The 22400-nt window shown below is 66.4% G+C and carries 22 protein-coding genes; 18 read left to right on the top strand and 4 right to left on the bottom strand.

Going from position 1 to position 22400, the window contains the following annotated elements; genetic code table 11:
* The first annotated feature begins 20 nt into the window (after window positions 1–20).
* From HNQ09_RS07980 to HNQ09_RS08000, 5 genes are all read left to right on the top strand, one after another.
* Window positions 21–461, top strand: coding sequence for a hypothetical protein (locus tag HNQ09_RS07980; protein WP_184027691.1), 441 nt, complete (start codon window positions 21–23; stop codon window positions 459–461).
* Window positions 439–1311 carry a hypothetical protein gene (locus HNQ09_RS07985; RefSeq protein WP_184027694.1) on the top strand — a complete coding sequence of 291 codons (873 nt, stop codon included), beginning with the start codon at window positions 439–441 and terminating at the stop codon, window positions 1309–1311. The genes HNQ09_RS07980 and HNQ09_RS07985 overlap by 23 nt, the downstream gene beginning before the upstream one ends.
* A gap of 263 nt (window positions 1312–1574) precedes the next feature.
* Window positions 1575–1829: a hypothetical protein gene (locus HNQ09_RS07990; RefSeq protein ID WP_184027697.1), complete on the top strand. Its 255-nt coding sequence runs from the start codon at window positions 1575–1577 to the stop codon at window positions 1827–1829.
* Between the two features lie 252 nt (window positions 1830–2081).
* Window positions 2082–2312 (top strand): hypothetical protein, encoded by a 231-nt coding sequence (locus tag HNQ09_RS07995; RefSeq protein ID WP_184027700.1) that lies wholly within the window; start codon window positions 2082–2084, stop codon window positions 2310–2312.
* Window positions 2313–2326: 14 nt separating this feature from the next.
* Entirely contained in the window at window positions 2327–5197 is a 2871-nt protein-coding gene (locus HNQ09_RS08000; protein ID WP_184027702.1) for an ATP-binding protein, read from the top strand.
* Window positions 5198–5212: 15 nt separating this feature from the next.
* On the opposite strand, the gene HNQ09_RS08005 is transcribed toward HNQ09_RS08000, so the two are convergent.
* Window positions 5213–5857, bottom strand: coding sequence for a hypothetical protein (locus HNQ09_RS08005; RefSeq protein WP_184027704.1), 645 nt, complete (start codon window positions 5855–5857; stop codon window positions 5213–5215).
* 235 nt (window positions 5858–6092) lie between these two features.
* Complete coding sequence (locus tag HNQ09_RS08010; protein WP_184027706.1) at window positions 6093–6632, bottom strand: hypothetical protein; 540 nt, start codon at window positions 6630–6632, stop codon at window positions 6093–6095.
* 112 nt (window positions 6633–6744) lie between these two features.
* Between HNQ09_RS08010 and HNQ09_RS08015 the strand changes: the two genes are divergently transcribed.
* From HNQ09_RS08015 to HNQ09_RS08055, 9 genes are all read left to right on the top strand, one after another.
* On the top strand, window positions 6745–7593 hold the full coding sequence (locus HNQ09_RS08015) for a hypothetical protein (RefSeq protein ID WP_184027709.1): 849 nt from the start codon (window positions 6745–6747) through the stop codon (window positions 7591–7593).
* Window positions 7590–8483 (top strand): GspE/PulE/PilB domain-containing protein, encoded by an 894-nt coding sequence (locus tag HNQ09_RS08020; RefSeq protein WP_184027712.1) that lies wholly within the window; start codon window positions 7590–7592, stop codon window positions 8481–8483. Before HNQ09_RS08015 ends, HNQ09_RS08020 begins: the two co-directional genes overlap by 4 nt.
* A complete protein-coding gene (locus tag HNQ09_RS08025) occupies window positions 8470–9690 on the top strand; it encodes a bifunctional DNA primase/polymerase (protein ID WP_184027715.1) in 1221 nt (406 codons plus the stop codon). Before HNQ09_RS08020 ends, HNQ09_RS08025 begins: the two co-directional genes overlap by 14 nt.
* Window positions 9691–9841: 151 nt before the next feature.
* Window positions 9842–10903: a hypothetical protein gene (locus HNQ09_RS08030; RefSeq protein ID WP_184027718.1), complete on the top strand. Its 1062-nt coding sequence runs from the start codon at window positions 9842–9844 to the stop codon at window positions 10901–10903.
* A 118-nt stretch (window positions 10904–11021) separates the two neighbouring features.
* The gene (locus HNQ09_RS08035) at window positions 11022–11912 is read left to right on the top strand and encodes a hypothetical protein (RefSeq protein WP_184027720.1); all 891 of its coding nucleotides are present in this window, start codon (window positions 11022–11024) and stop codon (window positions 11910–11912) included.
* The gene (locus HNQ09_RS08040; protein ID WP_184027722.1) at window positions 11899–13365 is read left to right on the top strand and encodes a hypothetical protein; all 1467 of its coding nucleotides are present in this window, start codon (window positions 11899–11901) and stop codon (window positions 13363–13365) included. The genes HNQ09_RS08035 and HNQ09_RS08040 overlap by 14 nt, the downstream gene beginning before the upstream one ends.
* Window positions 13362–13895 carry a phospholipase D-like domain-containing protein gene (locus HNQ09_RS08045; RefSeq protein WP_184027724.1) on the top strand — a complete coding sequence of 178 codons (534 nt, stop codon included), beginning with the start codon at window positions 13362–13364 and terminating at the stop codon, window positions 13893–13895. The genes HNQ09_RS08040 and HNQ09_RS08045 overlap by 4 nt, the downstream gene beginning before the upstream one ends.
* The gene (locus HNQ09_RS08050) at window positions 13892–14464 is read left to right on the top strand and encodes a hypothetical protein (protein ID WP_184027726.1); all 573 of its coding nucleotides are present in this window, start codon (window positions 13892–13894) and stop codon (window positions 14462–14464) included. The genes HNQ09_RS08045 and HNQ09_RS08050 overlap by 4 nt, the downstream gene beginning before the upstream one ends.
* Before the next feature lie 50 nt (window positions 14465–14514).
* Window positions 14515–15093, top strand: coding sequence for a hypothetical protein (locus tag HNQ09_RS08055; RefSeq protein WP_184027729.1), 579 nt, complete (start codon window positions 14515–14517; stop codon window positions 15091–15093).
* On the opposite strand, the gene HNQ09_RS08060 is transcribed toward HNQ09_RS08055, so the two are convergent.
* Both HNQ09_RS08060 and HNQ09_RS08065 read right to left on the bottom strand, forming a co-directional pair.
* Window positions 15046–15636 carry a hypothetical protein gene (locus HNQ09_RS08060; protein ID WP_184027731.1) on the bottom strand — a complete coding sequence of 197 codons (591 nt, stop codon included), beginning with the start codon at window positions 15634–15636 and terminating at the stop codon, window positions 15046–15048. The genes HNQ09_RS08055 and HNQ09_RS08060 overlap by 48 nt on opposite strands.
* A complete protein-coding gene (locus HNQ09_RS08065; protein ID WP_184027733.1) occupies window positions 15620–17839 on the bottom strand; it encodes a hypothetical protein in 2220 nt (739 codons plus the stop codon). The genes HNQ09_RS08060 and HNQ09_RS08065 overlap by 17 nt, the downstream gene beginning before the upstream one ends.
* Window positions 17840–17973: 134 nt before the next feature.
* On the opposite strand from HNQ09_RS08065, the gene HNQ09_RS08070 reads away from it, so the two are divergent.
* The 4 genes from HNQ09_RS08070 (at window position 17974) to HNQ09_RS08085 (ending at window position 22399) form a co-directional block, all read left to right on the top strand.
* Window positions 17974–18366 (top strand): hypothetical protein, encoded by a 393-nt coding sequence (locus HNQ09_RS08070; RefSeq protein WP_184027735.1) that lies wholly within the window; start codon window positions 17974–17976, stop codon window positions 18364–18366.
* A gap of 45 nt (window positions 18367–18411) precedes the next feature.
* Window positions 18412–18801 carry a hypothetical protein gene (locus tag HNQ09_RS08075; RefSeq protein WP_184027737.1) on the top strand — a complete coding sequence of 130 codons (390 nt, stop codon included), beginning with the start codon at window positions 18412–18414 and terminating at the stop codon, window positions 18799–18801.
* A gap of 79 nt (window positions 18802–18880) precedes the next feature.
* Window positions 18881–21421, top strand: coding sequence for a VirB4 family type IV secretion system protein (locus tag HNQ09_RS08080; protein WP_184027739.1), 2541 nt, complete (start codon window positions 18881–18883; stop codon window positions 21419–21421).
* A gap of 30 nt (window positions 21422–21451) precedes the next feature.
* Window positions 21452–22399 (top strand): hypothetical protein, encoded by a 948-nt coding sequence (locus tag HNQ09_RS08085; protein ID WP_184027742.1) that lies wholly within the window; start codon window positions 21452–21454, stop codon window positions 22397–22399.
* The last annotated feature ends 1 nt before the right edge of the window (window position 22400 follow it).

Genomic DNA, 22400 nt, shown 5'->3' on the forward strand with positions numbered 1-22400 from the left:
TACTATACCGTGGGCAGCACATGACTCCCCGACGCGATCTGGACCCCTACCTCGCGCTGATTCCGGCGGTTGTCCTGTGCGCTGTGGCCGTGGTTCACCTGTGGCGCTGGCACCACGAGCCCGTGTCCTCGTGGCGCGGGGGCGGTTTCGGCATGTACGCCGACATCAACGACGAGGCGGGGCGGTATCTCAGGGTCTACGTGCTACGCGACGATTGGCAACCTGCCGAGCTGAACGACCGCCTCACCACGCGGGTCACGAATGTGCGACTCAACCCGACCAGGTTCAACGTCACCGCTTTCGCGGACTACTTGGCTTGTAGCGACCTCTTTCTGTCCCAGAATATAGGCGCCAAGCGAATCCGGCTGGAGTACTGGGAGCAGAAGTTCGAGGCGAACACTTCGACCGTGCGGATGGAGAAACGTCTGGAGGTGAGCCGTGAACCCTGCCGAGTGGGCTAGATCGTATGTCCGCCTCTGCGCCTCGCTTGACCCCTTCTGGGCCATCTCCGCGATGACGCTGGTGGTGATGGTCCGCTACGAGCAGGGCGCTTGGTTCTACAGCATCCTCAACGCAGTCCTGCTCAGCCTGGCGTGCCTGTTTCCGCAGGTTGTGAGGCGGGAGCAGTTCTGGCTGGCGGTCTGTCTGGTGGGTGGATCGTCGATCATCCTCAACTGGTATCTCCACGGCAACCACATCTATTTGCAGTTCTACTGGACGCTGGCGCTGCTCATCTCGTGCTTCGCGAGGAACCAGATGCGCGTCCTCGCCCTGAGCGCCCGTTGGCTGGTGGGAGGCGTCTTTCTCTTTGCCTGCATCTGGAAACTGGTTTCGGCGGATTTTCAGAGTGGGGCCACCATGCGCTACCTGATGAGCGCCACGCTTCCCCTAGGTCAGAGTGCCGTGGTCCTTACCGAACTGACCGGCCCACAGTTGGCGGAGAATATGGCGGCCGTCGAAAGGGTCATCGCCGCACCGGGGGCCGCGTCCACCTCGATCATCGTGCCGCCTGGCTTGGGCATGCTGGCCGACATCCTGACGAGGGCGACGTGGGTCATGGAGGGGTGGATGGCCCTGGTGTTTCTCAGCCCGCTCTCCACCCGCTGGCGGTGGCTGCGCGAGGCGAGTTTGCTGGTCTTCTTCGTCACGGCCTACACGCTCCTCCCCGTAGCCGCGTTCGCCACCCAACTGGCTTACCTCGGGTACGCGCTGACCCGCTCGGACCGGTACCGGGCAGCCTTCATCGCCGCGTATTTCGCGTACCAACTCGCGGATCTAGGTCTAGGAAGGGTCTGGAGCCCCACCTATTGATGACGGCCAAAGTACGAATCGATTTTCTCCAGGAGCCTGACGCCGTGGAGCACGTCATAGAGCTCGCCCGTGCTGTTGACCAGCTCCGATTTACGCCGTTCTCAATAAGAGGTTCTCATCAAGTGGTCGCCTCAAAGTCGTGTCGGTTTTCGCTGGCGCACCTAGCATTTTTTTATGCGGTGCTTGAACGTTTCTCCCATCGGAACAGGCCGCGCCCGGTCGCGTTTGCCGACAGTAGGCGGCGCCCATTCGAGCAGCCGGCTATGACGTCGTCCCCACATCTGGCGTTGTATTTGGCCGCCGTGCAGCGCTGCCGACAGCACGACTGGGCGCAGGCCACCACGTCCCTCCAGCAGGCGCTGGAGTCCTGTCCACCGCAACAGCTCACCCAGTCCGATTGCGCCACGCTCCGCACGGTCAGTGACGATCTGGTGTACCTGGGCCAACTTCTCCCGTCTCCAGCACCCATCCTCACCTTGCTGTCACGCCTCATCGAACTGGAACGGAGGCCTGTCTGATCCCTATTCATAGGAACGACGCGGCCATCCAGTTGGACCGGTGTTCAAGCTGAGGCAGGTTGGTTCAACGAAAATGCGCGCAGCCATCTTCCACCATGCGATTGGAGAAAACGGGGGTTCGTTGTGCCGGCACTCCGCCCCACCCCAGCGCACACGCTTACTTCTGCGCTACAGCCGCTGTTCCGTCCCTGGGGGGGCTGGCATGCCCTGCTGAGGCATCGCGCTGCCACCTCCGGCGTAGTTCGCTTCGCATTGACCTTGACGATCTTGTCATTGGTTCTGCTCGACCTGATGCGGTACGCCCTGGCTCTTCTGCTCGCCCTGTCCACGGTCGGCCTGACCGTTCTGATCGGCATAGGGTACCTGGGGTTCGTGCTCTTTGTCGTGCTGTTCTCCGGTCTGGTCGGCGGCGCCTTCGCCGTGCGGGACGCTCCCGCGGGGCGGTGCTGGCCCAATGACCGGTACCTGGGACCCCGGCCGTGAGAGTCATCCCGCGGATGCGTCTCCTCAGTACCCTCTGGCGACCGGGCGCATCGCGCGTGGTCTTGCTGCTCGGCCCGTCCGGGTACGGCAAAACCATCCTGATGGCTCAAGCGGCCGAGAACGCTGAACTCTGCGTTCCCCTTAATCTGCTTGAGGTCGAGGGGGACGCCCACGCCCTGGTCGAGGCGATGGCCGAAGCGCTTTCCGACAGGTTCCCCGAAGTCGCCCACGAGATTCACACGGGCAATGGCGAGCGCACGTTGCCTGCCCGACAGACGGCCAGACTGCTCGGCCACCTGCCTCCCGCCCTGATCCTGGTGGACCACGCCGAGCGGCTGTGCGCGGACAGTGAGACGTGGCTGCTGGAGTTGGTCCGGGCCCTGCCCCAGCAGCATCGGATGATCATCGCCGGGCGTACGCTCGATTCCTTCGAAGTGCCGTACCTGGTCGCCACGCAGCACGTCAGGGTCATCGGCCCAGAGCAACTGGCCTTCGATAACCATGAACTGCACCTGTTGGCCTCGGAGGCGCCTCATGCTCCAAACTCCGCCGCTCTTCAACACCTGCATGGCTGGCCGTTAGGCGTCGCCCTCGCGATTACCGGGGCGTACGGGCAGACGGCGGCCGAGCTAATCCGGGTCCTCCTGCGGACCCTGCCGCGCGACCTCCAGCGGGTCCTGCCGCACCTAGCTCCGTACGACACCTGGACCGACTCCCTCCCACCGTCCCTGGGGTTGGAGGTGCCGGACAACTGGCTGGGCACGCTGCTGATGGCGCGGTGGCCACTGCTGCAAAACGGCCAGGGTGGATTCAACCCCCATGAAGTGATCCTGGGCGTGCTCGAGGAGCAATTGCGCCGGGACACACAGGAATGGCAACGGGCTTACCGGCAGGCCGCCGAACGCGCCCTCGCAGGTGATCGCCCCCTGCACGCCTTCGGGCTGCTGTTGAACGCCGACCTGGTGAGTGAGGCGGCGCACCTGGCGGAGCGGGTCGTGCCGACCCTCATGAGCCGCGGCCAGTTCCTGGTGATGCGTCAGGTGCTGGACAGGCTGCCAAAGGAGGTCACCACCGGTTCCCCCGTCCTGACCCGGCATTACGGGATAGCCCTTATCGAGACCGAGCAGCTTCAGGCGGGGATGGGGTACCTCCAGGCCCTTGCCGAGGCGCCGGGCACGCGGGTCCAGGTCCTGCCCGCCCTCGCTCACGGGATGTGTTTACAGGCCCGCCTGCTCGATGCGAAGGCACTCATCGAGGAGGCCAAGGGGTACCTGGGACAGTACGGCGTCGAAGAGCAGTTGGAGCTGTTGTCGACCGAGGGCAACATTCTGCGCGATATCGGCCATCCCAGGGAAGGACTCGAACTCCTGCTCAAGGCGGCCCGGCTCGCGGAGACGAACAACGCCGAGAAAGCGCTGGGCACCGCGATGATCGGCCTAAACGCGAGTTACCTGCGCCTTTCCAAGCTGGACGAGGCCATGAACGCCGTGAAAAAAGCCCACCTCATCTTCGAGCGGCTAGGGATGGTGGGCCGCCTGCCCATCCCACTGCTGAACGCCGCGCTCCTCCACGCCGCAAAGGATGAACTGACACCGGCCAGAGACCTGCTGCACCGCGCCCTGAACATGGCCGAGGAGCAGCAGGCACGCTCCCTCACGTCCGTGTACTTCGCGCTGGGCGGCATCTGTCTCAAGGAGGGCAAAACCGAAGAGGCCACGGGGCACCTCATGAAGGCCGTGGAGCACGCGCGCGTCAGCGGTCGCCCCGACCGGCAATACATGGCCGAGTTGATCCTCTCGGAAGCCCTGCGCGCGCAATTCCAGCACGTGGAGGCCGACCGCCACCTCGGGCTTGCCGAGAGCCTGCTGGAGCTGCACCCGCAGATCGAGGAGAACGCCACGCTGGCCGGGCTGATTCAGTTCCAGCAGGGGCAACGTGCCTATGCTCAGGGCCGGGGAGCGGAGGCCGCCTCGCACTTCCGGGCCGTGCCCACCGAGACCGGGGAAATCAGCGAGTGGGCGGCGCGGGCTGGCCTGTACCGTGCCCTGATCGCCCATGAGCAGGGCACGCTCGGGGAGGAGCACATCCGCGCGTTTATGGAGCTCCACCGCCAGCAACAAAGCCGCCGCTACCTTTACCCCGATCTGGCCGTGACCCGCCCGGTGTTGCGCGAGGCCGTGCGGCAAGGCTGGTTTGTCCCCGAACTTCAGGAGTTCGCGTTCGGGCAACTTCAGGATCAGCGGCACCGGCTTTACATCAAGACGCTGGGGGCCCTGACGGTCACCCTCAACGACGAGCCGCTGCAACTTGTCGGCAGCAACGTCACCCGTGCCCAGGAGCTGATCGCCCTGATGGCCCTGGTGCCACCGGCCACGGCAGGCGAACTGCAACGCATCCTGATCGGCGAGAAGAAGGGCGACCACCGCAACGCCCTGTCCACCCTGCGTCAGTCGCTGGTCAGAGCTACCGGTCTACCGCACCCGGTGGTGCAGGACGCCAGCCGCCGGTACAAGTACAGTGACGAGCTTGACGTCCGCACGGACATCGACGAGTTGCGGCGGGCCGTCCGCACCAGGAACATTCTGGCCCTCCGCAAGCTCCTCGGGCAGGGCACCGAGTTCCTGCCGGGGATCGACAGTGCCTGGGCGGCCGATCTGCGGGAGACGGAAATTCCGGAAGTTCTGTCCGATGCGTACGAGGTGCTGGGGACTGAGGCGCTCGAGCGCCGGGCTTTTACAGAGGCCCTGCGGTACTACGAGGCCGTGCAGCACCTGAATCCGGCGGAGCACATCCTGCGGGCGCTCATCGAGATTCACCGCGCCCTGGGGGACACCGCCAAGATGCAGAACACCGAACGCGAACTCCAGGTCCTGTTCCCCAACTGACGGCACGGCGCGGGATCACTCCGAGGGCACCGGAACAGACGCCGCACTGACCATCAGCAGGCGGACGGCCGGCGCGAACGGAGGCACCTCCAGGACCCGCCCTTCGAGGCCGTGAGCAGCGAGGACCGCGAGCAGGGGTGCCAGGTCACCGGTTGAGGCATATGACTGATAGACCAGCCTGAACTGTCCGGCGGCATCCCGGCAGAACGTCGGCCGGTCGAAGAACACCAGTTGTTGCGTGAGACTCAACGTGGTCCGGGCGCGGCGAAGCGACCGCAGGACCGCACGCCGGCTCGTCGCGTCCGCCGCGCGGTCGGGCTGCAACCCCAGGGCCGAGAGGGCCGCGTGGTCCGCCTGGACCACGCGGCTGTCCCCCATCAACAGGTCGAGCATGGTGAGCAGGGCATCCCGCCAACGCGCGGTGGAATGCAGGTCCCGCAACTCCTGCCCCAGTCGGTCCTGCACGGCCGTCAACACGTCGGCCCGTTGCAGGCCGCGCTCCAGGTCCTCCCAGCGCTCCCCGCTCTCGAAGTTGGGGCAGTGCGCGATAGAGGTGCCGTCCGGCCGACGCCACAGCCGCTCCCCACCCTCACTGATGCACAGGTAACCCGCCACCACGGTGGCCAGTCGCTGGTTCAGGTCGGGAAGCTCGGCCGCCACGGTTCCAGCATAAGCGTCTGAAATCACATTCTCGTCACGCGGCTCCACGAGGTTTCCACAAGGTCTCCATAGGACTTAGCCGGGATTCCACAATGCGCTCCCTAGGGTGCGCGGCATGGGAGCCGCCCAAGAGCACCGCCGCACCACACACCGGCAGTTGGTTCTCACGGTATTGAACGACCCTGCCCATCCGTCCCTCTCCCTCACCGAGCTGCGGGAGCAGGTCAACACCACCTTACGCGCTGGGTACGACACGCTGGCCGCCGTTACCAAGGACCTGTGCGAGGAAGGCCTGGTCACACGCCACGGCGGCAACGGCGGGCGCTTCATGCTGCCCGAACGCGAAGCGGAAGCGCTGCGCACCTTGGAGCACCGCGTGCGGACGTACCTGGCCGGATGTCCGGAGCCCGTGGCGTACAACCAGCTCTACGCGGAACTGCTGCTGGACAAGACCACCCTGACGAGCATCCTGACCGTGATGGCGCGGGAGGGCACGCTGCTCGTGGTGGAAAGCCTCAGTCTGGGCAAGAAGCTCTATCACCTGGCCGAGACGCCAGCAAGCGAGCAGGAAGACTTCCATGTGGAGCTCGCCGATCAGGTGCTGAAGGTGTTCAGGCGCTGGGGCCGCGCCCTCGCCAGTCACGCCGATCTCCAGCGGCTCGGCAGCAAGGCCACCATCAAGCGTTACCTGACCTGCCTCGTCGAGTACGGGCTGCTTCAGGAAACGGGGGGCGGCAGCGCGACGAACTACCGCGTGTACACCCAGGGGGTCCACGGGGCCGGGGTGGTCGCCGAGGTCCTCAAGATCATGGCCCAGGAACTCGGCCAGCCTGCCGCGCCTGTGGCCGCCACGACCCCTCCTCTCCCCACCCAGGAGACTCCCGGCCATGACGAAACCAGCAGCCACACCCATGCCCACCTCGACCACCTCTCGCCCGACGCAGCATCTGTGGCTGCTGGTCCGCAACCTGCCGGGCTCTCAGAACGTCGAGGTGACGGAGGTGATCGCGCAGAACGGGGCAGGGCGGGCCTTCCAGTACCAGGTAGCGGCTCAGGCAGACCGTCAGGCGCTATTGGGCAGCGTGCTGCTTCAGGCGATCAAACGGTGCACGAACAACGGGGTCATCGCCCTGCACAGTCCACACACCGAGTACGTGCGGATCGCCGACCGCCAGGGCAAGCGCCCGCCGGAACTGGCGGGCACCCTGAAGCGGCACAACCTGACCCTCACGCTGGCGCGGCGGCAGGGCGGGGTGGGACTGTTCGCAGAGTACGCCGAGGCCCTGCACGAACACCGCATTCCGGACCTGCCCCCCATGATCGACTTCCAGCTGTACACCGGCTGCATCACCGATGGTCAGGAGGCCTATGTCGGTGCCGTTCTGGTGGGGGCGAACCGGCTGCACACCTGGCGCAACACGGTCAAGGGTCCCAACCTGACCCTCTCGGAACTGCACGCGGTGCGCTGGGCCTTCAGCACCATGCCTTCCGGGAGCACGGTGGAGATTCACAACCAGTCGCGGGACGCCCGGCGGCTGTGGACCGAGCCCGAAGAGGTGATGGGAGAGCACGAGGCCGACCTGAGGCCCTACATGCTCAGGCTCGCCCAGACCATCGCCAGTAGGCAGATCCGCTTTCAACCTCCCAAGGGGACAGCACACCCGGGGCTGTTTCGTCAGCACACGCGCTTGCTGGCAGGCACGCAGTTCGCTGACGCCGCGAGGGAGCGCCCATGAGCTTCGACCTCCAGACGCTCCAGGCCCGTGGCCTCCTGTCGGGGGCGCAGGTGGCGGCCGCCCTGAGCGTTCAGGAGCGGCGCGGCGGAACATTCCTGGGCGCCGTGGCAGAGCTTCTGGGAGACCAGGCCGGGCAGGTCTGGCAGCAGTTCGCGCGGGACCTGAACTGGCCGTTCTATCCGGACCACAAGGCGCTGAAAAGCCTCGAAGGGCACCTGATCGACCACAGGACCGCCTTACGCCTGGGCGTTCTCCCCCACCGTCGGCAACACCTGTCCCTGCACGTGCTCACCCACGACCCCGAGCTGCGGGTGAAGGACCTGCACGAACTGGGGAGCTTCATCACCCTGGAACTCGTCACGCCGGATGTGTACCGCCGGGTGTCTGCACTGATCTACCCCCGCCTGCCGTACGAGCGATTCGACGAGTCTGAGGCCCTGGCCATCGCCACCGGGCGCGGGGCAAGGCTGTTCGCGGGCGGCAGCATCGCGGACTGGCGCGGCCGCCGCCTCATCACGGAAACCCAGGCCGCCGAGGCGCAGGCCATCCTGAACGGCTTCGAGTACGTCGATCCCGAGATCAGCCCACCCGATCCCAGCACCCTCAGCCTGGTGGACTGGGACACCCTGGTGACGCTGCGCGTCTACCCCTACCGGCTGGTGGGCACCCACCTTCAGGTCCTGATGAGCGAGTCCAACGACATGACGCTCCGCACGCTCGAGTTCAGCGCGCAGCGGCGGATCGTGCCGGTCATGACGGCCCAGGCTTCCCTGGACCTGCTGCTGAGCGCCAACGCGGAAACAGGGTCGACCATCACGGCCCTCGCGGACATGATCAGCGCGCTGGGGCCGCTGCCGACCCAACCGGAGCCGTCCGTTGCCAGCGAATAGCCTGCTCATTGAGGCGCTGGCAGCCCACGCCGCGGGCCTGGTGGTCATGCCCGTGAACGCGGGCGGAGAGTACGACAAGCGGCCGCACCTGGTGTTGATGGACACCGGGCACCGCGCGCCGAGCCGCAAGGCCCCGGGCCGGTGGGTGCCGTCCTGGCGCCCGCTGATGGAGGAGGCACCCACCGAGGACATGGTGGTGACGTGGTTCCGCCGTCCGGCGGGGAAGGGGCTGGCCTGTCTCACCGGGCAGCGGTCCGGACGGGTCGTGATCGACCTCGATGGCGCAACCGGGGATGAATTCCGCCAGCGCTGGGGGGTGCGGCCCCATGTCCGCACCGGGAGCGGGGGCTGGCACATCCACGTCGCCGCCCCGCCCTGGCGCGTCCCCACCCTGAACAGCAACAGCAAGGCGGCACTCGGGGCGGCCTTTCCCGGGTTGGACAGCCGGGCCGACGGCGGGTACGCCATCCTTCCGCCCACGGTCAGCCGCGCGGGACCCTACACCTGGCTGCGCCCCCTTGCCGATCTGGAAGGGACGGCGTTCCTGCCGGTGCCCGCTCAGGTGCTGCTGGGGCTGGTCGGTCCACCCCGGCAACCTCCGGCTTCACCGGCAGTGGCCCACCCTCCTTCCCCACTCCCCGCTGCAGCGGGGAGCCGCCCGCCACCGGGTGTCATGCAGGACGCCTTGGACGAGGCGTTGCGGCTGGTGGCCGCCTTCTACGGGCGTGACAACGCCGGGTTCTGGCTGGCGCGCACCCTGCGCGACTGGGGGCACGGCCGAGAGGACGTGAAGGACCTGAAGTTCCACACGCGGGTGCCCGAATACAACACCAAGGGCGAGAGAGAGCCGTATACGCAGGACCACTGGGAGGCGTCGGTGGACTCGGCGTTTACCCGTGCCCCCCGCGTGGGGGCGTCCAGGAAGCCGGAGCCGGTCACCACCCCCGACCGGCTGGTCCGGGTCTGGCCGCACCTGAACGGCGAGGAGCGGCGCCAGGCCCTGCGGTGTGTCGCCGCAAGCTGGACAGCCCAGGGGAAAGTGGACCGCGTCGTGTCCTTTTTCACGGCCCTGGCGGTGCCCGAGGAGGTGATCGCGGCGGAACTCGGCCACCTGACTCAACAACAGGCGCGGGGAATCCTCCTGCCTGGCCTGACATCGCTCGCCACCCGGTACCTTCCCGGCTGGGAACGCCGCGCCGCGGGTTGACGGCGGAGCCTGGTTCAGACCAAACTGGCCCTTACCAGAGGGTTTCCCAACCGGAGCGCTTTGGAAAACGCACCCCTCCTGCGCAAGTAGGAGGGGAAACTTGTTTCTTGTTACGCTGCCCCTGCGTTTTCCAAAAACTCAGGAGGAAAGTATGTTGGACCTGGTGCGTCGGCCCTTTGGTTTCGCTTCTGCTCTTGCGACGGAAGCCCACACGTTCACCGCAGACGAGAACGTTTTGCCCACCTCAGATGCGGTCCTCCGGGATCAGCTCCAGCTGATGCGGGAAGAGATTCGGCGGCAGTACGTCCGTCTCTCCAACACCGACCTGGTGTGGCACGCCAACGTGATCAACACGTACAAGGACGTGCATACGCTCTGGTTCGATGTCTGGGGAAGCACGCCGCCCTATCTCCTCACCCTGGCGTGCCTTAACTGGCTCAGGCACGTCCAGCGGTGGAACACCGAGGCTCACGCCTCGGTGGAGAATCTCTGGCGATTTGCAGCTCCCATCGCTCTCAAAGTGAGCGTGGAAGCCGCACCCCAGTTCTCCAGCTGGCAGGAGGCCTTCAGTTTCGTTGCGAGCAACGGCCTGGAGGTGATTCACCGCTGGAGACCCAGGGCAGGGATCACCTTCCTGAAGTACTTCGAGGAGTCCAGCCGAGCTGAACTTCCGAAGGGGGTGGCGTTCCTGCGTGGTCGCGGTCAGCAGCTTGACCAGCGCCTGCGCACCGTCTGGGCGGCTCGTGCGACGCTCCTGGCCTACGGCATCGATCAGGCCATGATCACGCCCGACCTGGTGCTGCGCGAGATTGCAAGCCAGTACACCGTGAAAAAGGAACCGATGCCCCGGCACTGGAACCTGAGGACGGTCACCGAGCTGCTGGAATCCCAGCAGTACGCGCCGATGTGGTCCCTGGACTACACCGGCGAGGACGATGACCGGATGTACGGTGACACCCTCGCCAGTGAGGTGGACGTCGAGCGCCGGTTCGAGACGACCACGATGCACCGCGAAGCCGGGATCGCCGCCCGTGCCCTGGCACACGCTGGACTCTGGCCCCTTGCGATGTCCCTGCCTCTCAAGGACCTGCTGGAAGCTGCGGAAAGTGGAACTCAGCCACTGGACGCCTTCTGTCGGGAGTACAACTTGAAGCGGGACGACGCATTGGAGATCGTCAGCCTGATCGGTCACCTGACCCTCTGGACCGACTGATCCCCGAGAGGCAACGCCGTTGCCTGACCTCCAAGGTCACCTCAGAAATCTCAACACGACGTGTTGACTTCTGAGGTTCTTTTTTTGGCGTGAACCAGTCTCCACCTACGGTGAAGGCATGAAAAAGGTGCTGCTCGCGTTATCACTTCTCTCCGCCGCGTCCCTGTCGCTCGCCGCCACACCCGGCCCAACGCTGGGCGGGAACATCACCACCACGTTCAACGCCCTGGACCTTCAGGACCGGCCGATGGTCCTGAAGATGCACCAGGGCGAGACGTGGCAACTGGACCTGCCCGACAGCGTGGCCAAAATCATCTCAGGCCGCGACGACCAGCTCGACGTGCAGGTGGACTCGAACGTGGTCTTCCTGAAGGCCATCCAGAACACCGGCTGGGGCAATCTGACGATCCGTCTGAAAAACGGCGACTCTATTCAGGTGGTCTACAGCCTGGCGAGCGCCAGCGGCCGGTACATCCGCCGGGTGGTGGTCGAGTACCCGACGGACCCTGAACTCACCGAGGCGCCGGTCCAGGCCGCACGCCCCGTCTACAGCACTCCGACCACCACGGTACCCGCCGCCTCGACCCCCAGGACTCCTGCGGCGCTGGCGCCGACCCCGACGATCCCGGTGGCAACGGGCCCACAGGTCGCGCCCGAGTGGCTGCGGTTCGGCTTCATCGGCGGCACCCGCAACGGCACCAGCCTGAACCTGGGCTACCGCATCACGAACATCGGGACCGAGGCCGTCGTGTTCAACCCCCAGGCCGTGCGGATGCAGGCCGGTTCCCAGGCCCTGAAAGTCGCCGTCCTCGGGGACCAGAACGGCACCGTACGCGTGAACGCCGGGCAGACGGTGTACGGCAACCTGGTGGTCGACACGACGGGCAGCGTGTCGAACGCGCCCATCACCTGGAGCTGGATCGGCTCGACGATGAGCGGCGCGCACCAGTACGACGTCGGCGGCCCGCTGACCCTCGTGCTGGCCGGAGCGGGCCATGCGGGGCGGTAAGCTCGGCGCGGCCGGGCTGCTGCTGGCCACGCTCAATGTGGGCAGCGCGTCGGCGCAGACCGGCATCGTGTCGTTGATCGACACGAACATCGCCCCCAACACCCGCTTCTACCGCAACCGCGCGCTGATCGAGGTGATCGACCTTCAGTTGCTGGGGAGGTGGCGGGATCAGGGCTGCAAGATCGGCGCGAAGCCCAGCAGTGCCTGCCCGACCTTCGAATTCAGCGTGCCGTTCCTGCTCGACCCCACCAGCCTCCAGAAGAGCAGCCTCGACGTGAGCCGCGACCTGGGCGGCATCATGCAGTACGAGTGGCAGCGGTTTCAGGACCGGACGCGCTGGGCTGTCAGCATGGACCTGAACAGGAGCATCAGCGCCGCGACCGCGCTGCCCGCGCTGCCCTACGCCACCCGGCCGCTGGGATGCACGCCCGGGCTGAACATCGCGGGTGAAATGGCGATCACGGCGGCCAAGCTGCTGGCCGGGAATCCGCTCGACATCAGCAGCACCCCGGCCCCCTACGCCCTGAGCGTGCCCGCCGGGAGCACGAACCCCAACTTCAGGCTCCCCAGCGGCCTGAGCTACGGCCTGAAGGACGACGGGGTGCCGCTCCCGAACTACCCGTACCCGCGCGTCGCGCGCGCGCAGTACTGCCCCGGGCGCGAGCTGCCACAGGTCCTGCCCGACTCGGCCTATCCCCTCCCCGGCAGCGTGTACATGCCCAACACCTCGGTGTACGGGGTTTCGGGACCGAGGTACCCGCTACCCCTGGCCTTCAACTGGGGCGAGGTCCGCAGCCGCATCAAGAACTCCTGCAACCAGGCCGTCAAGCAGTACTACAAGGAGTATGTGGAGAACGTGCTGGGGGCCGTCGCCACCAAGATGCAAGGCAGCATGCACTGGAACGGCTACACGAAGTGGCAGGGCAACCGCAGCGGGGTGATTTTCGCACCGGTGGCGGGCGCGCTGCCCAACACGGCGAAGTTGGTGGACCTCGCGTCGAAAGCGCAGACGCCGCAGTTCGCCGATTACCTGACGGTGCGCACGCCGGGCTCCCAGCTCATCAGCAACCAGTCCCGCGTGAGCGGCAAGCTGGTGCAGCTCGAGGATCTGAAGCGCTGGCTGGAGGCGGGCAACCTTACGGACGCTTCCACCCAGGGCAGCGTCAACCTGTTTCAGACCTGGCAGCAACTCCTGCCGATGGTCGACAGGCGCCCGCTCACCTTTTACGCCCACGCGCGGTACTGCACCCTCACTGGATGTGTGCCGGTGCCAGTACCGATGCTGATGCCGGACATGGTCGTGAGCGCGGCGGGCTGCACCGTCGCCCCCACGGCGGGCGGATTGGGCACCATGACCTTCACCCTACCCGCCTTCCGGTTCGCCTGGGTGTCGGTGCCCGAGGGCTTCCCCATCCCGGGGCTGAGCGGCCACCCCGAGCTGAGGGTCCAGTGAGGCGGCTTCACGCCTGGCTGCTGACGGTCACGGCGCTGGCGGGCCTGTCCGCTGCCAGCGCCGCGACCGCCCCCTCCCAGACCCCGCCCAAGCTCTCTTCCAAAGAACGTGCGCAGGCCACGCAGATGATGCGGGAGCTGACGGCGCGGCCCCAGGCCCTCCTCCTGAACCCGGGAGTGCTGTACGGCGATCTGGGAGCCGACCGCGGCGAGGTCCTGGTCGTGACCTACCAGATGCCGCAGGACCTGGCCGACGCCCTGGTGAAGGCCGCTCGGGCAGGCGCACGCGTCACGGTGCTGACCGACGCCCGCACCGCGCGCAGCATGGTGGCCCTGAAAAGCGTGGGGATCGCGCTCTACCGGTCCAGCATTCCTGTGAACCAGGGCATCCTGGTGTACGGTTCGGTGGTTCTGACCGGACGCCTGGTGAACAAGACCGAGCAGGGCAGCAGCGCCTTCAGGTCCGTGACCACTGCCGACTCCATTCGGGCCACCTGGCCGACCCTGGTGAAACTCAGTACACGGCTATGACCACCAAACTTTTCCTGCTCATCGTCCCTGTTCTGATCTGTAGCTGCAAGGCGCAGGTACAGAGCGGTGACCGTCAGGCGGTGACCGTCAGCGTGCAGGAGCAGTCGGCAACGAAGCCGTCGGCGCGCGAGGCGGAGCAGGCCATCAACGAACTGATCGCCGACGTGAGAGCGTACACGCTGGAGGACCTCCGGGCGGATTACCGCTCGCAGGACTCGGGACGGCACGAGTTGATGCTCGCGACCGTGCAGGACCCCAACTACCGGCTCCAGCCGGAACTGCGCAGTGAGGGCGGCCAGGCCAGTGAGTGGGGAGTGCGGGTCCACCGGGCCAACGCCCAGCCGTTCCTGAGCTACCAGGCCATCCAGGCGGCGGCCACCCGGATCGGTTCGGATACGGTGGGGACACCGCAGGTCACGGCCGAGAAAAACCGCCACGCCGCGGACCAGGTGCGGGCCGGTGCCGCGCCGTACGTGGACCTGTTCGTGCCCGTCACATTCAACCGCGAAGGAACAAAGTGGACCATTCAGCGTACTCCACAGCTCATCGGCACCCTGACGCAGCCGTAATCCCCTTCACTCAGGGTCTCGGCGACCTCCGACGCCCACCCCAGCGCCGGGTGGGCGAAACGCATCTGGCCTTTTTCCGCGAGGTGGACCGCTGGTCGGCCGTCGGTGCCCACGATGTCACCCAGGTGCTGGGGGCCGAGGAAACCAGACACCTGGTGCGGGACGGGTACCTGCTGCACTGGCCCAGCCTGATCGGCGGCGTGATGATGCTGGGACCGGCCGCCCTGCGGGTGGTCGCCCCGCAGCAGCGGCCCTGGATCGGCAGTTCGACGGAGGCCACCAACCAGGCCTACGTCCGCGAGGGCATCAAGCGGTTGCTGGCCGAGGGGTACACGTACGAGCTGCCGGACGAGTACAGGCGGCACTGGATGTATGCGCCTGGCGGCAGGCGGTGCCTGGTGATCGGCCGGTGCATCGGCGAGGGCTACAGTCCACGGGCCGTCCGCAGCCTGCTCCAGCAACGGCGCTCACACCTGCTCTCCCAGAACGCGGGCCTCGTGGTCATCACGCCGACCCTGGCCCGGCTTTCCCGGCTGGCGGGCGCCCACCCCCACCTGGTGGTGCTCTACCGTCTGCCGCTGTCAGAAGTTCAGATCGGCCCCCGTGCCGTCCCACCAGTTCACGTGTAAGACCTGCACGCCGTGGGGAGCGAGGGTCTCGACCAGATTCCGTGACCTGACCCGGCTGGTCACGCCCCACACCAGCCCGGCGTACTTCCCGCTGAAGGCCTCACGTTTCTGCCGGACGACGCGGCCACGGTAGGAGCCCGTGTCGAACTCGATGGCCACCAGGTGCGGCCCGAGCGTGAGGACAGCGTCCGGCTTGTTGAGCTTCCCCAGAGCGGCGGCGTCGGAGTGCCACTGCTCGGGCGGGTACCCCAGCCGCAGTCGAAGCTCGGCGGTTCCGCACAGGTGCCCGATTCTCTCCGGGCTGAGGCGCCGGGGCAGACGCGGCGCGGACGTGACGAACCAGATGAGCTGCCGGGAGGTCTGGGTCCGGAAGATCGGCTGCACCACCGCACTGAAGCAGATGAATTCACGCAGGCCCTGCAACTGCCCCAGGTCCAGATCGAAGTAACGCTTCAACTGAGCGGCGCTCAGGACCCGGTCGGTCCTGAGCGCCGCTCTGAGCCGGGCCAGTTTGCTCAGGAGAGGGTTACCGCGGGGCGCCATCACCCGCCACGCTTCCACCGAAGAGGACGTTGATGGGAGTGCCGCGGTCGATGTGGGCCAGGGTGACGACCGAGGCCGTGGTTGAGGGGAGCTTGAAGCTGTTGACGGCCCCGCCGAGAAGGGACAGCCAGAAGTTGGGCGGCGCCTTGGTCACGACCGTCGCTCCGCCTGTCACCACCGTAGTTCCCGCCTGCAACTGGGCGTTGGCCGCCTCCTGTACCCCGGAGAGCGTGCCGCGCACCGCGTCGATGGCTGCCGCAGGCGCCGAGGGACGGAAGCCGGGCTTCACGCCGAGCGTCCCGTCCGTGGCGACTCCGCTCGCGCGCACCGGGACGACCTGTCCGTCAGGCAGGGCCAGTTCTGTGAAGTTCATCTGGACCCGCTTGGAACCGTCGAGGGTGGCTGTGCCCTTCCAGACGTAGTTGCCCTGAGCGGCTGGGGTGTTCACGAAGAATTCCACGCCGGCCCCCTCGATCAGATCGAGGGCAACCACCATGTTGGCGGGAATAAGCTGTCCCATCTGGAAGGGCGAGGCGGAAGCCGGGGCGCTGGAAGAGGCTTGCCCGTTTCCCTGGGCGACAGGAGCTGCACTCGCCTGCTCGGGCGCGCTGTAAAGGACCTTTGACCGGCCGTCCTGAGCCTGGGGGGGGGGGGTGCTGGAGGTGGAGCCCGTTTCGGTCGTCTGACCGTTCTGTGGGGCCTGCGCTTGGGTACCGGACTGTCCCTGATTCTGGTTCTGACCGGTCCCGGAGGATGTGATCCGGTTCGTGGCCTTGGCGTCGTAGATAACTTTCAGGTTCCGCGAGCGTGCGTCGTTGGCCCCTCCTGTAGAGTTCCCTGCCCCCTCCGCTCCCTGACCGCTCCCGGCGCTGGCCGTGGACGCCTCATTGCCAGCGTCAGCGCCCCTCACGGAGAGCACCGCCATGCGGCCCGTACGCTGTCCCTCTCCCTGCTGCCCATTGGCCGCCGTATAGGCAACATGAAGCCCCGAGGCCGCCCCCCCTGCCCTTCCGGAAGGGGAGGTGGGTCCCGCCGCTGTGGCGGGGGAGGTCGCCGCCGAGTTTAGCTGACTTCCCGCGAAGTTTTCAGACACCTGCACGGGTGGGGGTGTCGTGGGCGTCACCGTCACAGGCGGCGTGGACGCGGTGTTCGAGTCCGGCCCGGGTGTGGCCGCCGAGATGCTGGCAGCGGGTGGAGGGGTGAAGACCACGGGCGCGGCGGTGTCATCTGGAGCGGCCGTGGTGTCGGGAGTGGCGCTGCTCACGGCCGGGGGCGTGGAGGCGGTGGTGCTGTTCACGGCTGGGGGAGGCGTGTCGACGCTCACAGGTGGGGTGTACACGGTACTCCAGTCCGGCTCGGGTGTGGCCGCCGAGATGCTGGCGGCGGGTGGAGGGGTGAAGACCTCAGGCGCGGCGGTGTCGTCTGGAGCGGCCGTGGTGTCGGGAGTGGCGCTGCTCATGGCCGGGGGCGTGGAGGCCGTGGAGCTGTTCACGGCCGGGGGGGGCGTGTAGACGCTCGGACTGCTGGGCGGCGGCGAGTAGCTGGAGGACGTGTCGTTGGCGTAAGACGGCGCGGTGTAGGACGGCGCGGTGACCTGTGACTCCGTGGGGGCCACAGTCTGTCCCGTGCCGATACCCGGCGTGGACCCTGTGGACGAACCCGGCGCGGGGGCCAGCGGGCTGGTCTCCACGGGCTCCGTCGGAAGGCGCGGGGGACCACCGGCACTCTCGGTATCGCTGCCTGCCTGCACGTTCTCCGACTGGGCCGCGCCCGGAGGGGTGGCCGTGGCACTGGCCGTCACCGTCTTGGGCTGCCGCGGCCAGAACATGAAGGCGCCCAGCGTGCCGATCAACAGGCCTGCACCGATGATGCCCAGCCGCCGCGCGTCAGGCACCGGTGCCCCGTTGGGGGTCCGGCGCGTGACCCTGGCCGTGATGCGCTCCACGAACGACTCCCGGCCGTCGATGGCCCGGGCCTGCTCCTGGAGGAGGGCAGAGGCGCGGACCTCGGATTCGGGGATGCGCGCCAGGCTGACCCGGGTCGCCAGGCCGGGGTTCTTCGCCCTCAGTTGCTCCATAAAGGCGGCGTAGTCCGGGCTGTTGGGATCGCGCGGGATCTCCAAGCCCAGCGCCTCGACCTCACTGCTCAGTGTGTCCACCACTTCGGGATCGTAGATGTACGTCTGGGGATCGGGATGCGTCATGGCTCCACCCTAGATGCGGGCTGGTTTCGCCCAGGGACGCGAGAAGGCCCGGCCGCTCTGGCGGAAACCTGAATCCAGTTAGAAATCGGAGGTGTTCGTCGTCTCCGTGAATGGCGCGAACTCCGGAGGTAGGTATGAATCAGGGGCTCACCATCAGCCAGCGTTCCGTCGCCTTTTGGACCCGCGTGGGGGTCAGTCCGCTGCCCCTCCTGACCTGGGGCGTGATTCTTTTGGCGGCCTTGGTCTTCAGCATGGCGTTCGCCCAGCAGACCGGCAACAACCCGTTCGACACGACCTTCGCACAGCAGGGGAAGACGGGCTGCGGCTGGATCGCCTCATTTGTCAGCAGCATCCTCGTGCGCATCGTCTTCTTCGGCATGGCGATCATCGGCTTCGTCATGGGTCTGGCGCGCATGCGGGGGGGCTGGGGGTGGTGCGCCCTGGGGATTGTCGGCGGCATCCTCTCCCTCCAGGCCATCCCCCTCGGCAAGAACCTCGGCATCGTCCCGCCCCAGTGCGGCCTGTAAGCCCCTGGCGAACGCCGAGTCTTGTGAACGGAAACGGGTGAGGACGTGGAGTACGATCCGATCTACCGCTTCAACCAGGAACCGGAATGGCGCTTCGGCATCACCTGGCCGAAGCTCGGCAAGGCGGGGGCGGTGGCCTTTCTCGCGTTCCTGCTGCTCTCAGGCTCCCTCGAAGGGATTCCCCTTCTCGCCGTGCTGCTGGGCGTGCTGGTCGGGACGTACCTCGCCCTCGCCGCCTACCAGCGCCTGGTCCCCCGCAACTACATCAAGAACCTCTTCTATTACGTTTCGACCCCGATGGTCCTGGAAGTCACCAACGACAGTAGGCCCCTGCCGCTCTCGGTGCCCAGGTATGCCGAGGTGGCCCCTCCCAAGAACAACCGGCGCAGGCCTGCCCGCACGGCACCCGCACCCATCCAGGACGCCAAGGCCTGAACTCTCTCTGTCCGGCCCGCACCCACCAGGGCGGGCCGCTTCCCATTGGTGCCAACCAGAAAGAATCTACGGTGGGCCTATGTCCTTTCTGACCAGTCTTCGGGATGCCCTGACGCCTGTACGCCAGACCAGTTGGACCGAGAAGTCCCCGTTACTGGGAATCCGCCAGGGGGTCCACGTCGCGCGGAACGGCTCGGCCGAGATCGGGTTCGAATTCCATCTCCCGAACGCGCTGCAAGTGTCTAACGCCGTACGTGACAGCATCAAACACACCCACAACATCCTGCTGAGCCAGGCCCTGCCGGTCGGCTCACGCGGACGCATCATCATCGAGAACCGCGACATGCCCGAAAAAGAGGTGCGGAGCTACATGCTCGAGGCGCAGGGTCAGCAGGACATCCTGAGCGCCGTGGTGCAGGCGGACAACGACCTTCTGGAACGTGACCGCCGCGCCGGGAAATTGAAGCGCACGCGCTATTACCTCACCGTCAAGGTCAACCGCAAGACTCCGAAGAACCGCAGCCTATCCGAACGGGAACTTGGCATTCTGACCGACTACTGCAACGCCTACGCGGGCCGGCTGGGCGACGCCATGCACGCGGCCGGTCTGTCGCCCCGCCGGATGGGGACGCAGGACATCGCCAACCTGATCTACAGCTACCGCAACAAGCAGTTCGGCGACATGCCGGGCGAATACCGCAGCGTGGTCCCCACCGGCGACGCTTCAGTTCGCTCGCTGCAAGCCGACGACCGCATTCAGCTTCCCTCCCCGCGCCGCCAGCTCACGGAAAGCTCGGTGGACAAGTCCAATCCCGGGTTTCTGGTTGTGGGCACACGCCTGGTCAACGTCGTGAGTTACTCCGAGGTGGGCGAGGGCACGCAGAGCGGGATGCTGGAGCAGCTCCTGGCCGCCCTGCGGGACGTCGAGTATTACCTGATCATCGATTTCGTCATCGTTGATCCCACCACCAAGAAAGCCGCCCTGGCGTACAAGGCCGAAGGGGCTGGCAACACCCTGGCCGAGGGAGGCGGTTCCGCAAACAGGGCGATCTCCGACGAGATGGAGGAGGCGCTGTACGCCATCACGCGCGGCAAGGCCAAGATGGTGAACTTCGGACTGGCCATGGTGATCTACGCGCGGACGCAAGACGAGCTGAACTACGCCACCAACCGGGCGCGCGCGGAGATGGGGCAACTGGGAGGGGCGCTGGCCCGGGTCGGGAACGTGGACAATATCCGGCAGTACGAGGTGCTGGAACCGTTCAACGGTCTGACCAACCAGTACCTGTTCGACGGCCGCACGATCAATGTGGCCGGTCTAATTCCGCAGGTGGGCGCCTGGGAGGGCACGCCAGACCCCCTGGTCGTCTTCCGGAACCGGCACGGCGGGCTCACGCCGATCAACCAGGCGGTGGGAACCAACAACTCCGGGACGTTCATCATCGGCACGGCAGGCAGCGGCAAGAGCAACCTGAACATGACGTTCCTGCTCAACGTGCGCGCCATCGGTGGCAAGGTCTATATCCTGGACCTCAAAAAGGACTACGACGCCGTGGTGGAGGCGGTCGAGGGCGAAATCATCGAAATCTGCCCGGGTGCCGTGCTGCCGAACGGCAAGCCGGTGTGCATCAACATGTTCGACCTCCCCCCGGGTGGGATCACCGCGACGGCGGAGAAGCGCGGCCTGCTGATGGGCATGTTCAAGGCGCTGCTGATGCCCAGCGGCGGGCTGGGGCCACTCGACTACACTATCCTCACCAGCGCGCTCGAGGCCGCCTACGACCTGGCAGTCAAGCGGATTCCCACCGGGGACGGAAAGTACCGCGAAGAGTTCAAGGAATTCTACCTCGGGGACTTCGTGCGGATTCTCAGGAACCTGCCAACCGTGGCGGGCGTCGCGCCGAACAAGACCATGCAGGATGCCATCGACATCCTGGGTGCCCGGCTCGGGGCCTTTACAGGCAAGGGGGAACTCGCGTCTTTCCTGAACGGCCCCACGACGGTCCGCATCGGAAGCGACGTGACGAGTTTCAACATTTCCGCCATGCGTGACGAGTCGGCCCGGGAACTGCGGCGTATCGGAATGATCCTGCTCGTCGACCTGATCTGGCGCAGCGGTTTGGACAACCCGGGCGTGATCAAGTACCCCGTGTTCGAGGAGCTGGGAGCGATGGCGGAGATCGAGGAGGCCGCGAAGTTCGTGGCCGAGATGTTCAAGGTCGGGCGCACCTTCGGTTTCTACCCGGTCGGGCTCAGCCAGGAGATCGGGGACATCGAGAACCTGGGGGGCATCATCAACAACAGTGCCCTGCGCCTGATCGGCAGCGTCACGCCCGACGAGGCCGAGAAGATCGTGACCACCCTGAAGCTGAACGAGGCCACCCACGCCAGCATCAACAGCCTGGGCGGCGGCGCCAACTTCCGTGAGTACGTGGCGATTATGGAGCTGTCGAATGGAACCACGGTTGGCGACGTGATTCAGAACCACCTGACCCCGCTGAAGCGCTGGTTGACCAGCAGCCACCCGGCGGACAAGGAACGCCGCGAGGAGTACACCCGTCGCCTGGGCGGCAACCGGATGTCCGCGGTGCTGGCCCTGGCCGGTCATTTCGTCAACTGACGGACCCAGAGTGCCTTTCGGGAGGAACCTATGAAAAGAACGTTGCTGACCGTCACGGCCACCGTCTTGCTGTCCACCGGCCCCGCGCAGGCCGCAGGAAGTGTGGGCGGCGTGCCGCTGCCCAGCCAGGCGCAGAGCGCTTACGACTTCTACCAGCGCAACCAGGCCTGGCTCCAGTCCCTGACCGACCTGAAAAGCATCAGTGACCGGATTTTCAGCGAGGACAACCTGAAGAACCTCGGCTCAGTCATGCTCCAGCGGCTGGCCGACCAGGGCTTCAACACCGCGGGCATCGACCCGGAGGGCTTCCTCAACGACCTGCAACAGCAGATCGACGCGATCAAGGAGGAGATCAGCAAAGGTCAGGCGTTCGTCGCCTCGGCCGCGTTCCTGAAGCCCGGCACGAACGAGGTGGACACCGCGATCGCTTTCAACCCGACCCTCCAGCAGATGAAACGCGACAGCGCCGTGCAAAACGTACAGGCGGACGAGCTGACCAAGTCGCAGTTGCAAAATACGGCCGACAGCGCCAGGACCGTCGAAGAGGCCGTCACCACGGCGAACACGCTTCAGGACCGGGCCAAAGATGTCGCTACCCAGGCGCTGCACCTGGGGAACGCCCTGAACGGCGCTGACTCCACCCGGGACGGCGTGCAGGTGCTGGGGCAGATCGTCCTCGAAGACATGAACAACCGGGCCATGAGCGACGCGGCGCTGGCCGCGCAGTTCGCGCAGCTCTCGCGCAGCCTGGACATCACCAACCAGACGATGGGAGCCGTGGTGAGCGACCTGATTGCCCGGAAGAAGGGCGAGGCGCTCGCGCGTCAACAGATTGTGGAAGAGCAGGTGGCCCGCTCACAGGCGCGCGCCGACGAAACGGCCAGGTCGGTCCGTGCGACGGGCAGCGCCATTGTGGAGATCACGACGGCACCGGAGACCAATACCGAGAACACCGGCCAGTTGCTGCGGGGGAACTGAT

It is taken from the genome of Deinococcus budaensis (assembly GCF_014201885.1).
GTDB lineage: Bacteria > Deinococcota > Deinococci > Deinococcales > Deinococcaceae > Deinococcus > Deinococcus budaensis.